Origin of the sequence: Anaerococcus martiniensis (assembly GCF_043187485.1) — a bacterium.
GTDB lineage: Bacteria > Bacillota > Clostridia > Tissierellales > Peptoniphilaceae > Anaerococcus > Anaerococcus martiniensis.
This window is the reverse complement of the sequence record NZ_CP171106.1, coordinates 760,035-774,915: the sequence shown is the minus strand read 5'-3', so window position 1 is coordinate 774,915 and position 14,881 is coordinate 760,035. Positions and strand designations below refer to the sequence as shown.

The 14,881-nt window shown below is 34.6% G+C and carries 16 protein-coding genes; 13 read left to right on the top strand and 3 right to left on the bottom strand.

Features of this window, described 5'->3' with window-relative positions; genetic code table 11:
• Together ACF3NF_RS03880 and ACF3NF_RS03875 are read right to left on the bottom strand one after the other, a co-directional pair.
• Positions 1–975 (bottom strand): CehA/McbA family metallohydrolase, encoded by a 975-nt coding sequence (locus ACF3NF_RS03880; RefSeq protein WP_394024373.1) that lies wholly within the window; start codon positions 973–975, stop codon positions 1–3.
• Positions 968–1,420: a hypothetical protein gene (locus ACF3NF_RS03875; RefSeq protein WP_394024371.1), complete on the bottom strand. Its 453-nt coding sequence runs from the start codon at positions 1,418–1,420 to the stop codon at positions 968–970. The genes ACF3NF_RS03880 and ACF3NF_RS03875 overlap by 8 nt, the downstream gene beginning before the upstream one ends.
• A gap of 137 nt (positions 1,421–1,557) precedes the next feature.
• Here ACF3NF_RS03875 and ACF3NF_RS03870 point away from each other — a divergent pair, with 137 nt between their 5' ends.
• The 4 genes from ACF3NF_RS03870 to ACF3NF_RS03855 all read left to right on the top strand — a co-directional run bounded on the left by ACF3NF_RS03870 (position 1,558) and on the right by ACF3NF_RS03855 (position 4,508).
• Positions 1,558–2,097: a chromate transporter gene (locus ACF3NF_RS03870; protein WP_394024369.1), complete on the top strand. Its 540-nt coding sequence runs from the start codon at positions 1,558–1,560 to the stop codon at positions 2,095–2,097.
• Entirely contained in the window at positions 2,090–2,650 is a 561-nt protein-coding gene (locus tag ACF3NF_RS03865; RefSeq protein WP_394024367.1) for a chromate transporter, read from the top strand. Before ACF3NF_RS03870 ends, ACF3NF_RS03865 begins: the two co-directional genes overlap by 8 nt.
• Before the next feature lie 61 nt (positions 2,651–2,711).
• The gene (locus ACF3NF_RS03860) at positions 2,712–3,515 is read left to right on the top strand and encodes a hypothetical protein (protein ID WP_394024365.1); all 804 of its coding nucleotides are present in this window, start codon (positions 2,712–2,714) and stop codon (positions 3,513–3,515) included.
• A 72-nt stretch (positions 3,516–3,587) separates the two neighbouring features.
• Entirely contained in the window at positions 3,588–4,508 is a 921-nt protein-coding gene (locus ACF3NF_RS03855) for a nucleoside hydrolase (RefSeq protein ID WP_394024363.1), read from the top strand.
• Positions 4,509–4,595: 87 nt separating this feature from the next.
• Here the strand turns inward: ACF3NF_RS03855 and ACF3NF_RS03850 are convergent, their stop codons facing one another.
• Entirely contained in the window at positions 4,596–7,265 is a 2,670-nt protein-coding gene (locus tag ACF3NF_RS03850; protein WP_394024361.1) for a cation-translocating P-type ATPase, read from the bottom strand.
• 456 nt (positions 7,266–7,721) lie between these two features.
• Here ACF3NF_RS03850 and prdC point away from each other — a divergent pair, with 456 nt between their 5' ends.
• The 9 genes from prdC to ACF3NF_RS03805 all read left to right on the top strand — a co-directional run bounded on the left by prdC (position 7,722) and on the right by ACF3NF_RS03805 (position 14,603).
• A complete protein-coding gene (gene prdC, locus ACF3NF_RS03845; RefSeq protein WP_394024359.1) occupies positions 7,722–9,026 on the top strand; it encodes a proline reductase-associated electron transfer protein PrdC in 1,305 nt (434 codons plus the stop codon).
• A gap of 10 nt (positions 9,027–9,036) precedes the next feature.
• Entirely contained in the window at positions 9,037–9,459 is a 423-nt protein-coding gene (locus ACF3NF_RS03840) for a hypothetical protein (protein WP_394024357.1), read from the top strand.
• 131 nt (positions 9,460–9,590) lie between these two features.
• Entirely contained in the window at positions 9,591–11,525 is a 1,935-nt protein-coding gene (gene prdA / locus ACF3NF_RS03835) for a D-proline reductase (dithiol) proprotein PrdA (RefSeq protein WP_394024355.1), read from the top strand.
• A 19-nt stretch (positions 11,526–11,544) separates the two neighbouring features.
• Complete coding sequence (locus tag ACF3NF_RS03830) at positions 11,545–11,751, top strand: CBO2463/CBO2479 domain-containing protein (protein WP_394024353.1); 207 nt, start codon at positions 11,545–11,547, stop codon at positions 11,749–11,751.
• A complete protein-coding gene (prdB, locus tag ACF3NF_RS03825; RefSeq protein WP_394024352.1) occupies positions 11,751–12,467 on the top strand; it encodes a D-proline reductase (dithiol) protein PrdB in 717 nt (238 codons plus the stop codon). The genes ACF3NF_RS03830 and prdB overlap by 1 nt, the downstream gene beginning before the upstream one ends.
• A 264-nt stretch (positions 12,468–12,731) precedes the next feature.
• The gene (locus ACF3NF_RS03820; protein ID WP_394024350.1) at positions 12,732–13,739 is read left to right on the top strand and encodes a proline racemase; all 1,008 of its coding nucleotides are present in this window, start codon (positions 12,732–12,734) and stop codon (positions 13,737–13,739) included.
• 11 nt (positions 13,740–13,750) lie between these two features.
• Entirely contained in the window at positions 13,751–13,942 is a 192-nt protein-coding gene (locus ACF3NF_RS03815) for a hypothetical protein (protein ID WP_394024348.1), read from the top strand.
• A gap of 17 nt (positions 13,943–13,959) precedes the next feature.
• Entirely contained in the window at positions 13,960–14,163 is a 204-nt protein-coding gene (locus ACF3NF_RS03810) for a hypothetical protein (RefSeq protein ID WP_394024346.1), read from the top strand.
• Positions 14,136–14,603, top strand: coding sequence for a hypothetical protein (locus ACF3NF_RS03805; RefSeq protein ID WP_394024344.1), 468 nt, complete (start codon positions 14,136–14,138; stop codon positions 14,601–14,603). Before ACF3NF_RS03810 ends, ACF3NF_RS03805 begins: the two co-directional genes overlap by 28 nt.
• Positions 14,604–14,881: the final 278 nt, after the last annotated feature.

Sequence of the window (14,881 nt, the reverse complement as noted above, 5' to 3'; positions counted from 1 at the left end):
TTATTTTACAAATATTGGGGAAGTAGTTACTAGTCTTATATTTTCTGTATCCTTCATATCCCCAAGGACTTCAAATCTTAGATACCCCTTTTTGGGATTTATAATAAAATCAATATCCTCCCCGTAGCAAATGTCTTTTTCGAAAATTATTTCATTGTTATTATAAATTGCAAATTTTTTGGGATTTAAATTTATATAGGAAGTATTTTTAAATTCACCTTCTGTGACAGTAACTTTCCCAGCAAATTCACCCTCACTCATCTGATTACCTAACTCGATATTTTCAAAATCATAGGTAAAAATTGGACCATAACTTAGGTAAGTATTTGCATTTCTAATAGCAGCTAGGATATTTTTTTCATTAATTTCGCCACTTATGCCGAGCATATTAATAGGTACACTATCATCATCTTTAGATTTGACATGCCAGTCACGGCCGCCTAGGGCAGCTAATTTGTAGCCATCATTTAAAAGTTTTTTCCAAAACTTATAGGCTAATTGAGTTGACTTGCTATTTTCAGAGTTTTCTCCATTTATAAGTTCCAAATAGGAGAATTTAGAATAATCATCTATATTAAATTCAAAGTGACAGCCAGTACAAATAGGGTTTCCCATGTCAAAGGGGTGGTTTATGGAAAATACTGCATCAGGATGTTCGCTACGGATTTGATCGATACAATCTTCAATATTTGTTAGTGTAGCCTTAGTATAATTTCCTGAATCATGAGAGCCCAAAATTAGCAAGTGGCCAAAAAAAGTTGTCCATTCAATGCCATGAAAAACTGGCAAAATGTCTTTATTAAAATTTTTTTCAAATATTTCATCCACGCCAGCGTCAGTGTTGTGGTCAGTTAAAAACATGGCCTTGTAACCAAAATCTTTGGCATTTCTAACCACTTCTTCTGGGGTTAAGTGACCATCAGAATGGTGGCTGTGTGAGTGGAGCAAAACTGGAATATATTTTAAATTACTCATTTATAGCCTCCAATGAAATTTTGGCATCTACATCACTATTGCAAGAGTGCATGGATAGGACAAATTCGTAGGAACCTGAATTTATTTCAAATTTTTTATAACCCCTGGAAGAAAATTCTGGGCTGATTACAATTCCTTGGTCGTTTGCCTTATTGTGGTAGGCGCCAACAAATTTTCCTTCATAAAATAAGCTTGTAGTTAGGAAATTTTCAATGTTTGCACCAAGAGTTCCTGTGCGGTCTTCATCACTATAAATCTCATCAGTTAAATATTTTTCAACAGCTTCTTCTAAAACTTCTATATTTTCTCCCTTAGGAACATGGGTTGGAGAATAGGATAATTTTATGACTAATCTGTCATAACTTTCATCAAGTTTAAAGGGAAATCGCCTGTGGGTCAGATTATCCTTTTTATTTAATTTTAAATTTTCTTCTATAATTTGCATTTTTATTCCTTTTCTATTTATAAATACCAGAATTTATTATAAAAAAATTCTATTAGGACCATGTTATTTATTTGTAAAATCTAAATTAATAAAAATTTGTGATATACTAAAAAAGAGAAACAAAAAAGGAGTTTATTTTGAATATTTTAATAGATTTATACCTTACTTTTGCCAAAATTGGACTCTTTACCTTTGGTGGAGGATACGCCATGCTTCCGCTTTTGGAAAGGGAAGTTGTAGATAATAAAAATTGGGCCACACGTGAAGAAATTCTGGATTATTATGCAATTGGCCAATCCACACCTGGGATTATTGCTGTAAATACAGCAACATTTTGTGGTTTTTCCCAAGCTGGCAATATTGGCGGTATCATAGCTTCCCTTGGTTTTATAACACCTTCTATAATAGTTATTTTAGTAATTGCAAACTTTTTAAGGGCCTTTAGCCATATTGCATGGATTCAGCACGCTTTTGCTGGCATACGTGTGGGTGTTTCTGCCCTGGTTTTCTATTCAGTTTTAAAAATGATTAATAAAAATGCCAAGACTCCTCTAAAATTTGCCATTTTTTTACTAACCTTCATTGCCATAGGATTTTTGCAAATATCACCGGTAATTATTGTCATTGCAGTAGGAGTATTTGGTATCTTGCTAGGAAGGATGGGCAAAGATGCTTAGATTAATATGGGAATTTTTTAAAACTGGAATTTTTGCCATAGGCGGCGGCATGGCCACCATTCCATTTTTACAAGAAATGGCCAAAAATTTTGGTTGGTTTAGTGAGGAAGAACTATTAGATATGATTGCAGTTTCAGAGTCAACTCCTGGGGCAATCGGCATAAATATTTCTAGCTTTGCAGGATTTAAATCCTATGGAATCCCCGGGGCAATTTTTGCAAGCCTTGCATTAATAACTGGTCCTGTAATTATTACCTTAATAATTGCAAGGATGATGGCAAAATTTAAGTCATCAAAAATAGTTCACGATATGTTTGAAACTATTCGTCCCGCAACGGCAGGACTTATTTTGGGAGCCATGTCATCTGTAATTGCCATGACCCTATTAAATATTCCTCTATTTAGACAAACAGGAAATCCAGGAGATTTGGTAAAATTATTGCCAATGACTTTATTTATTGTTTATCTATTTGTCCTTATAAAATTCAAAAAAATTCATCCGATTGCAATAATTGGAATCAGTGCCCTACTTGGAATTATTTTTGGTTTGTAGGGTATAAAATAGTATAGTCTATGGGCGTAGAGAAAAGAATAGATTTATTTTAGGAGAATAAATGAAAAATAAAATATTAGTTTTAGCCATGCTTGCAGTTTTGGCTGGCTGTGGCAATCAAAATACAGATACAAATGTTGAAAACAAAGAAGTTTCAAAAGAAGTTTCAACTGAAGATAGCGTTTCAACTGAAGAAAGCAAAGAACCCTTAAAAAGAAAAGAAATTATAAATCCAGAACCAGAATTAAAAAGAGAAACCATTGAGCAAGATTTAGAAAATCACAAAAATATTAAAGAAGAAGTCCTCCGTGACCAATTAGAAGAGGGAGTTTCCGTATTTAAACAACTTGAAGGTGTAAAAATCGATAGCATTAGCGAAGATAGTCCTCAAATTTTTACTAGATTAAACTTCCTAAAAGAGGGAAAATTTACTGGAGAATACTTTGCAACAAAAAATGGTGATGGATTTGATGCTGGGCTTGCAGAAGCGGCAAAAAAAGCTGGAACTGATGAAATCCATGAAAGTACTTTTGATGGGCAATTTGAATACGTGGAGCAGGTTGATGAAGGGGCATATAAGCTTAAATTAAAAAGTCTATATGTAACTTCAGAATCGGGAGTGGATGAAAATATGCCACAAAAAGCAATTGTAGATTTTGTTAAGCAATTAAATGTGGGCGATGAGTATATTCTTTACTTAGATGGTGCCCCAATTCCACTTGAAAAAAGAAAGGGAACAGCCCTTGAAAATCAAATAAATCCTCTCCATGGTCCTGAAAAAGATGAGGCAACTCCAGATCATGCCTACGGCCCAATTCTATACAGTCCAAGTGAGGATATAGTTTGGAAATCATGGATATATTAATCATTAGGGATAAGGCGGATTAATTCCGTCTTTTATTTTGTAAAAAATTTATATTTAGGAGATTAGCTAATAATGAAGAAAATACCTACAATTTTTGACACAGATCCTGGCATAGACGATGCCTTTGCCCTGAGTTTTTTAAACAAAAGTGAAATCTTTGATATAAAGATCTTATCCTCAGTTGCGGGCAATGTAAAAATTGAACACACAACAAGAAATTTACAAGGCTTAGCCTATGCCATGGACTGGCAAGTTCCGATATTTAAGGGGCTTGATAAACCAATTTTGGGTAAGCAAATTTCAGCAGAAGGATTTCACGGAGAAAATGGCCTTTTAGGATATAAATTTAAGGATGATGAGCTTGCAAAACTAGAAAACCAACCAGCAATTAAGGCTATGGCAGAAGTTTTAGAAAAAAATGAAAAGACTTTAATCATTGCAGTAGGCCCTCTTACAAACATTGCAAGTCTAATCCTAGCTCGTCCAGACTTAAAAGAAAAAATAAAGGAAATTACAATCATGGGTGGTGCAATTGGCATGGGCAATGTGACAGCCAGTGCAGAGTTTAATATCTTTGCTGACCCAGAAGCCGCTGCCATTGTTTTTGCTAGTGGCATAAAAATAAATATGGTCGGCCTAAATGTAACAACAAAGACTTCTTATGATATAGATATGCATAAGGAATTTAAAAAATCAGATAAAAAAATAAATGAAATCTTATCATCTGTTATGGATATAAGGATAAAACAAGCAGGAGCAGAGGAAAACTACACAACCTTTATGCACGATACCCTAGCTGTCATGTATCATACAAATCCAGAAATTTTTAAAAGCCAGATGGTCCACATGGATGTAGAAACGAGGGGAGAATTTACTCGTGGTATGACAGTTGCAGATTTAAGAGCTCATTCAAATCTTTATAAAAATGTGAATTTTGTTTCTGATATAGATATAGATAGTTTTAAGAAAATTTTTATGGATGTTCTTTTATAAGAAAGATGCAAGTTCTGGGGTACTTTATATTATAATATATCAATTTATGTAAGAAAAAACCTAAGCCATGTGGCTTAGGTTTTATTTTTATCTTCTAACTCTTTTTCTAATCTCTCCTATTATTAATGGTAGGAATGATAATGGGATTATTATCAACCATTCCCAAGAAATAAATTGAAGTTCGAAAAGTCTTCTTAATGGTGGCACATACATAACTAAAAGTAGTAGGGCAAATGATAGTAGATTTGCCTTTAATAAGTTTTTATTGCTAAACCACCCAAGTTCTTTTAATGTAAATTTTTCACTTCTTACAGAGAATGCTCTTAAAAGCTCACTTGTAATAAGGGTTGCAAATACCATTGTGTGTGCACCTTCAATATTATTTGGGAAGATGTAGTTTAGGCCAATGATATAGGCTGCAAGTACTGATATTGTAATTGCAATTGATTGTAAGATTACATTTTTACCTGTCTCTCCAGAAAGGATTGACTCGCTTGGATCACGTGGTGGGCGTTCCATGATGTCAGCTTCTGCTGGTTCTACACCAAGGGCAAGTGCTGGGAAAGCATCTGTTACTAGGTTTAACCAAAGCAGTTGGATAGGTGTAAGTGGGCTTGGAAGTCCAAATAGAATTGATAAAAATACTATTAAAACTTCTGCGATATTACATGAAAGTAGGAATCCTACGAACTTTTTGATATTTGAGAAGATTACTCTTCCTTCTTCTACTGCATTTACAATTGTTGCAAAGTTATCGTCAACTAAAATCATATCTGCAGTGTCTTTTGCAACGTCAGTTCCTGTAATACCCATTGAAATACCAATGTCTGCATTTTTAATTGCAGGCGCATCGTTTACTCCATCACCAGTCATGGCAACAATATTGCCATTTGCTTGAAGGGCATTAACTAATTGCACCTTATTTTGTGGAGAAACTCTGGCAAATATTCTTTTTGTTTTTACAATTTCTCTAATTTCTTCTTCTGATTTGTTATTTAAATCGCTTCCTTGCATAGCTTGGTCTTCATGCTCTGCAATACCAAGTTCTTTTGCAATTGCAAGGGCAGTTTCAAAATAATCACCAGTTATCATTATTACATCGATTCCAGATGCGTGACACTCAGCAACTGCAGCTTTGGCTTCAGGTCTTGGTGGGTCAATCATACCTGTAAGACCAACAAATACCATTTCGCGTTCGATATTTTCTGTTGTTAATTCTTCGCCTTCTAAAGTTTCATAAGGTTTAAAAGCATATGCCATTACACGAAGGGCTTGTTTGGCAAGTTTTGTATTTTCTTCTAAAACTTGTTTTTTCATATCTTCTGTAAAATCTTCTAATTTGCCATCAACCATGATTTTGCTTGAATTATTTATCATAATATCTGGCGCACCCTTGGTCATTGCATAATAAGTTCCATCCATTTCGTGGAAGGTTGTCATCATTTTTCTATCAGAATCAAATGGGATTTCATCAATTCTTGGATGAGCTTCATTTAAATCTTCTTGGACAATGCCCCATTTTTCAGCAAGGGTTAGCATAGCACCTTCTGTTGGGTCACCTGTTATTTCATAAAGTCCATTTCTCTCAATTAAGTTTGCATCATTTGATAATGAAGCCACAGTCATTAAAAGTTTAATTTGGTCATGATCTGCGATAGTTTCACCTTCAAGTGTTATATCACCTTCTGGAGTATAACCAGATCCATCTACGTCAAATTCTTTAAAGTCTGTAAATACTTTGGTAATGGTCATCTCATTTTGAGTAAGTGTACCAGTTTTATCTGAACAAATTGCTGTTGTAGAACCTAGAGTTTCTACAGAAACTAAGTTTTTTACAATAGCCTTACGTTCAACCATGCGATTCATACCGATTGATAAAACAATTGTAACTACAGCTGTAAGTCCTTCTGGTATAGCTGCAACTGCAAGAGATACAGCAACCATAAAGTTTTCTAGCCATGTCATATTGCTTCTAAAGTATCCAACTACAAATACAAGGATACAAACTATAATTACAAGAATAGCAAGTTTTTTAGATAATTCCTTTAATTGTCTTTGAAGTGGTGTTTCCTTATCCTCAACAGAGTCCAAACTTGTAGCTATGTGGCCAATTTCTGTGTCATGACCTGTTGCAGTTATTACACCTTCACCGTGACCATAAGTTACTATAGATGATGAAAATGCTGAGTTGCTACGATCTCCTATACCAACCTCTGTATCATAAACAGCTTGGGCATCCTTTTCTACTGCTACTGACTCACCAGTTAATGATGATTCGTCAATTTGTAAGTTTCGTGAATCAAGAAGTCTAATGTCAGCTGGGATGATGTCACCAGTTTCAAGGATAACAATATCTCCAGGAACAAGATCTTCTGCCTTTACTTTTCCGCGTTTTCCATCACGGATAACAGTTGCTTCAGGACTGCTCATTTTTTGAAGAGCTGCTACACTATCCTCAGCCTGTCCTTCTTGGTAGATACTCATAATAGCATTGATAATTACAATTGCAATAATAATTATTGCTTCGATTTTATCGCCTGTGAAAGCTGAAATAATGGATGCAACTATAAGTAAAATTACCATTGGATCAAGGATTTGCTCTTTGATTTTTTCTAGCATTGATTTTTTATTTGAAGATTCAATCTTGTTTGGGCCATATTTTTCCAAACGAGCTTGGGCTTCGCTAGAAGAAAGACCAGTCTTTGGATTCGACTTAATTTTTTCTAATAATTCCTCTCTAGAACCTTGGTAGTCCATAATTCCTCCTAAAATATTTTAGCAAAAATGGTAATAAAAAAGACTTTTGGCCAAAACTGCCAAAAGTCTTGCCACCGTGTGAGGGTTTATTTAACCGGAAATAAATTCGTTCTGACGATTAAATAATTGGGCTACTCCCTTTTGCTACTCTCATTATAAGCTATATTAAGGAAAAATACAACAACAAAATTAATAATATATTTGTTATTAAGGATTATAAAAAAATTTCCTAAAAAGATTGTTAAAATTTATTAAAAAACATTAGCTAAACTACTTTAAACGATGATTTTTTGCAAAGTTTATTTCTGTATTTTTAAGCAAAGCAAACGTATGCATAAACTTGACTTTTTTGATAAGAAAACATACTATTATTATAGGTAAAGAGACGTCTTTATCAAATAAACGCAATCATGAATGTGTTTTTAATTTACTATAACACAGTAAAAGGAGTATAGAATGTTAAAATTTAACCTAAGAATGGGTATTGGTGCTCCTGCTTCACCTATCGTAAAAGACGGTGATGAGGTTAAAAGAGGCCAAAAAATTGCTGATTTTGACCCTGAACAATTATCAGTACCAATCTATTCATCTGTAAATGGTAAAGTCAAAGAAGTAACTGATGAAGCCATCTACATAGAAAAAACAGATGATAATAAAGAATATCTAAAAATAGATAAAAAAGATAATCTTGCAGATGTAGCAAGAGAAGCTGGTATTATCGGTCTAGGTGGTGCGGGTTTCCCTACTTATGTAAAACTTAATACAGATTTAAAGGGTGAGGGATATCTTTTAATCAACGCATCAGAATGTGAGCCAATACTTGAGCATAACATTGCACAAATTAAAGAAAATCCACAAAAATTCATAGATTCTGTAAAACTTGTTAAAGAAAATATTAATGCAAAAATGGCATTTATTGCTATGAAAATAATTCACACTGAAGAAATCAAAGCATTAACAAAACTTCTTAAAGAAAACAATATTACAGACATCAGAGTTTTCCCACTTAAAAATATGTATCCAGTTGGTGAAGAACGTGCTATCATCAGAGACGTTTTAAACCAATTACTAGAAGTAACTGACCTACCAAATGTTGCAAATGCAGTTGTAATGAACTCTGAGACAGCTATTGCAATTTACGATGCATATACAGATGGCAAACCACTTATCGACAAAATGATGACTGTTGCTGGAAACCTAAATAACTTAGGCAAAAACGAATATGCAGTAAGAACATATCCAATCGGTACAATTCTTTCTGACATCATCGAAGAATTCGGTGGAGTTCGTGAAAACTCTGGAGAAATCATCATCGGTGGACCATACACAGGTCATACAATGCTTGAAGAAGAAATTTTATCAAAAACAGCTGGTGGAATTATAGTAGCAGACCCATGTGAACAAGTTACAAACCTTGGAATTATCCGTTGTGCTTGTGGACCAAACAAAGATAGATTACTTCACATTGCAGAAATGATGGGTGTCAAAGAAGAAGACTTAGTTGGCTATGAAACATGTAAAAACGCTAAAGAAGTAAAACCAGGCGTATTTAAATGTCAAAACCCAGGTATTTGCCCAGGCCAAGCAGAAAAAGTATTAAATCTTTACAAAAATGGCGCAACTGATATTTTAATCGGTCACTGCACAGATTGTTCAAACACAGTAGCAGCAAACGTTGCAAATATCCCAGTAGAAATGCACCATGCTACAGACCATGCTAAAGACTCAATGGGTCTTGAAAGAACAAGAGCAATGAAGTAAAGGAGCAAATATGGCATTAACACATGAACAAGCTCAAGCAAATCTTGATAAAAAAGCTGTATTAGCTTTAAGATCAGTAGAAGGCACAGCAGTAAATGAAGCGCTTCTAGAAGATCCAGCAATGTTTGACCAATTAGTAGACTTAGGACTTATTGAAATTCCTGAAAATACACTAACAATTGGCGAAGTTTTAGGTGCAGAACTAAAAGGACTTGTAGAAGGTCTAACAGCTATCACACCAGATTTAGTAGATACATCAAAAGTTGTAAGTGCAGTAGAAGAAACTAGCCAAGAAGTTTCAAACGAAGAAGCACTAGCAGCAACAAGTAGCGAAGATGTTGATATAAGTTTTGACTTTAGTGAAACAGAAAATAACGGATTTGTAATTTATATTGAAGAAGGAAAAGATATCAGATTAGAATTTGAATTCTAGTTTACTAATTTCAATAAATATATAATTTAGTTAAAATATTGTTAATATACTCAAAAAATAGTATAATAACAGTAATATAAGTAAGTACTACATTAGTAGTTATTTATAAATATCTTTATTAAGGAGGACATATGTCACTATCAAAAGAAATGGCTGAAAAGCATAAAAATGACCCTGCCGTTCTTTGCTGTAGAGCAGAAGCAGGAACAGTGCTATCAGAACATAACTTAGAAGACCCAGCATTATTTGATGAAATGGTTGATATGGGAATTCTTGAACTTCCAGAAGACACATTAACAATCGGTCAAGTAATGGGAGCTACACTTAACACAACTGCAGATTCACTAACAGCTTTAACACCAGCAAATGCTGATGACTACAAAGAATCTCTAGAAGAGGAAGAAGAAGCTAGTGAAGAAGTAAGCCCAGCAGAAACACAAACTGCATCTGCAAATCAAGCAAACGCTGCTTTAAATACACAAGCAGGAAATGCTGTAGCACCAAAATTAGGTAATGGTGTAGTTAAAATCCACATTGGAGAAGGTAAAAACATTAACCTTGAAATTCCATTATCAGCAGCAGCAAATGGAGCAAGCGCAGTTTCTCAAGGTGATAGCAACCTATTAGTTGCAAATCCATCAGAAGTTGACGGAAGTGCAGCTGAATTAAGCGAAGCAGATGTAAAAAAAAATCTTCTTAAAAGAGAAATAGTTAAGATTAATGAAGTTAAACTGGGTGATGAAACTAAAGTTGAAAATGGTGTAATCACAATTGATGAAAGCTTAGTTAAAAAAGCAATCGATTCTGAAAAACTAGTAATGGATATCAAACTTGATATTATCACACCAGAACAATACGGTGAATACTCAAATACAATCATGGATGTTCAACCAATTGCAACAAAATTAGAAGGTGCAGAAATTGGTGAAGGAACAACAAGACTTGTTGAAGGTGCTGTAATTGTAGTAACAGGTACAGATGAAAACGGAGTACAAATCGGAGAATTCGGTTCATCAGAAGGTGAAATGGATAGAAACATCCTATTTAACAGACCAGGTTCACCAGATGATGGAGATATCCTAATCAAAACTGATGTTACAATCAAAGCTGGTACAAACATGGAAAGACCAGGACCAATGTCAGCACATAGAGCAACAGATGTAATTACTCAAGAAATCAGAAATGCATTAAAAGATCTTGATGAATCAGCTGTTGAAAGAGTAGATGAATTTGAGCACGTTCGTCACCCAGGTAAACACAAAATCCTAATCGTAAAAGAAATCATGGGTCAAGGTGCTATGCACGATAACTATATCTGGCCAACAGAACCAGTAGGTACTGAAGGAGCAAAAGCTAACGTAGACTTAGGAAACGTACCAGTAATTGTAAACCCACTTCAAGTACTAGATGGTGTTATCCACGCATTAACATGTATAGGACCAGCATCAAAAGAAACATCTAGACACTACTTTAGAGAACCACTTGTATTAAAAGCTCTAGCAGATCCTGACTATGACGTTTGTGGTGTAATGTTTGTAGGTAGCCCTCAAGCAAACACAGATAAATCATATGTATCAAGATTTTTAGGAAATGCAATTGATACAATGGACTTAGAAGGTGCAATTGTTACAACAGAAGGATTTGGTAACAACCACATCGACTTTGCAAGCCACATTGATCAAATTGGTAGACGTGGAGTACCAGTAGTAGGTATGACATATTCAGCTGTTCAAGGACAATTAGTAGTTGGTAATGAACACATGAATGCAATGGTTGATAACAACAAATCTCGTCAAGGTATCGAAAACGAAATCTTAGAAAACAACTGTCTTGCAGAAGAAGATGCTATCAGAGCATTAGAAATGCTAAGAGCTAAGATTGAAGGAGAAGAAATCGAAGAACCAAACAGAAAATGGACACCAGATGTAAAAGAAGCTAACGTAAAAGCTATCGAAGAACAAACTGGTCAAAAAATCGAATTAGTTCCAAACGAAACTTCTCTAAAAATGAGTAAAAAACGTAAAGAAATCTACGAAGCAGACGATTTCGATCCAACAGATGCATAATAACCAATATGACGATCCAATGGGTAATTTAAATTACCTACAAGGCACTATAATGGATGTCTCCGATGGAGGAGTTCATATATCATTTTTTGGTAGACTTGGGGAACTACACATACCAAAAAGAATGATAATTAGTGATAGACCTGCAAAAGTAGGCGATATTGTAGGAATAATGTTAACTTATCCAGAAGTAATTGAAGAATACGAAGAAAAGGAGAATATCTAATGGCTGTAAAAGGTTTAAAATCAGAAATCTTTGTACCTATTACTCCAGATCCAGTTTGGGCTGAAGTCAACAAAGATTTAAAAGATATGACAGTAGCACTTGTAACATGTGCTGGTGTACACTTAAAAAGTGACAAAAGATTTAACTTAGCTGGTGATACATCTTACAGAATAGTTCCTGGAGATGCAAAATCAGAAGATTTAATGGTATCACACGGTGGATACGATAACTCAGACGTTAACCGTGATATCAACTGTATGTTCCCTATTGATAGAATTAGAGAATTAGTAGATGAAGGATTTATCGGAGCTATCGCACCAGAAAACTTTGGTACAATGGGTGGCGGTGGAAACGTACAAGTCTTCACAGAAGAAGTAGGTCCAGAAATCGCTAAAAGACTTTTAGATGAAAAAGTTGATGCTGCTATACTAACTGCTGGCTGAGGTACTTGCCACCGCTCTGCCGTGATTTTGCAGAGAGCAATTGAAGAAGCTGGTATCCCAACAGTGCTAATCGCTGCACTACCTCCAGTAGCTAGACAAAACGGTGCACCAAGAGTATCTGCTCCAAGAGTTCCAATGGGAGCAAACGCTGGTGAACCACACAATGTAGAAATGCAAACAGCAATCGTAAAAGAAAGTTTAGAGCTTCTAGAAACTCTAGAAAGCCCAGGACACATTGTTCCACTTCCTTACGAATATGAGGCATCAATCTAGATTTATATATTAAATCTTAACTAGCATTTGAATATTAAGGGGAAGAGCAATCTTCCCTTTGATTTCACTTTATAAGAAAACCTTTATCTAAAAATTTTTGCCTAAGATTGACAAAAATTATTCTAAGAGTTAATCTATAGGTAGAGTAAATCGTTTACGTATATACAAAGCTTGTTGTACTGACTATGCTTTTCCTACTAAATTCAACAAGCCTTTGTATTTACATATTATTAGCAGATATTATTTATTTATAAGGAGATTATTATGAAATTTCAAAAAAATATCAACGCTGTAGACGGACATACTGCAGGTGAAGCAGTAAGAACTGTAGTAAGTGGTTTCCCAAAAGTTCCTGGAGCAACATTACCAGAAAAAAAACAATGGTTAGAAGATAACATGGACTGGGTAAGAACTGGTATCATGCTTGAACCTAGAGGACATAATGAAATGTTTGGTTCTATGCTAGTAGACCCAGTAGACCCTGAAGCTGATTATGGAATTATCTTCATGGATGGTGGTGGATACTTAAATATGTGCGGTCATGGTACAATCGGTGCTATGACAATAGCTGTGGAAACTGGAATTGTAGAAGCAGTAGAACCAGTTACTCACATTGTTCAAGAAGCTCCAGCTGGTATCATCCGTGGTGATGTTGAAGTTGTAGATGGAGTTGCTAAAAAAGTTTCATTCAAAAACGTACCATCTTTCCTATATAAGGCCGACCAAGAAGTAGAACTTCCAGAATACGGAAAAATCAAATTTGATATAGCCTTTGGTGGATCATTCTTTGCAATTGTAAAAGTAGAACAAATTGGTTTAGAAATTGTTCCAGAAAATGCAGCAAAACTTAGAGATTTAGGTATCGAACTTAGAGATATTATCAATGATGAAATTGAAATCCAACACCCTACTCTTGAACACATCAAAACTGTTGACCTAGTTGAATGGTGGTCAGAAACAGACAACCCAGATGCAACACTTAAAAACTGTGTAGTATTTGGCCAAGGTCAAGTAGACAGATCTCCTTGTGGTACAGGTACATCTGCTAAATTAGCAACTTTATTTGCAAAAGGTGAATTAAAAGTAGGTGAAAAATTCTTCTACGAATCAATTCTTGGAACAATTTTCGAAGGTGAAATTGTTGAAGAAACAAAAGTTGGCGAATTTGATGCAATTGTTCCACAAATTACAGGTACAGCTTACATCACAGGATTTAATAACTTTATTTTCGATGAAGAAGACCCACTAAACCACGGATTCATCCTTTCATAGTAGGGATGTAGATGATATTAACTGTATTAAAAAGTTTATTTTACATCGCCTTTGTAGGATTTGCTGGTGCATTAGGACTTGATGTAGCAAAACATAAAGAAGATATAAAAACTACTCCTGGTAAAGAAAAAGCAAAACTTTCAGCGATAGGATTTATAACTAACTTTGCTGATACCTTAGGTATAGGTTCTTTTGGGCCATAGTAGCTTTATTTAATGCTTTGAAAATAAATATTAGCGATAGAGTTATACCAGGTACACTAAATGTTTCTTGTACTCTACCAGCATTATTTGAGGCAATCTTGTTTACCTCTGCAGTAGAGATGGATGCTATAACACTTGCTCTTATGATAGCAGTAGTGTTAGGTTCATATATTGGTGCAGAGGCTATTCTAAAATGGATGAGAGAAAAATTCAAAGAGTAATGGGTATAGCTTTATTTATAGCAGCAACAGTGATGCTTATTACCCACCCATACTTTGGACTATTTGAAATGGAAAATGGTGCTATAGGATTTACAGATTGGAAACTAATAGTAGCTATCATTGGTAACTTTATCCTTGGTGCTCTAATGAGTGCGGGAGTTGGTCTATATGCTCCATGTATGGCCATGGTTTCTTTACTTGGTATGAATATAAAACTAGCATTCCCAATCATGATGGGATCTTGTGCCCTACTTATGCCAGCTGGATCTGTCAAATTTATCAAAGAAGGTGCTTATGATAGAACAGCAGCAGTACTTATCAACCTTTTTGGTTTACTAGGGGTAGTAATAGCTTATTGGGGGGGTAAAGAATGCGAATATCGACATACTAACTTTTGTTATTATAGCTGTAATTTACTACACTGCTTACACAATGTTTAAGAAAAGTAAAGCTCCTAAAGTATATGAAACAACCACAACAACTGATAAACTAGAAGATAACAAAGAAATGTACGAATCAAAATAAACTATGTATTTAGACAAGGATTTGGCCTTGTCTTTTTTTACTCAAAATAATTTTGATTTATCCTATAGTGTAAGTTTAGAGAAAAATTAACCAATTTTTGGTAAAGAATATGACTTTAAAAAAAGTTTTTAAAAATGATTGACAAAGTCATTTTAATTTGATAATGTTAACATATAATATCGTTTACATAACA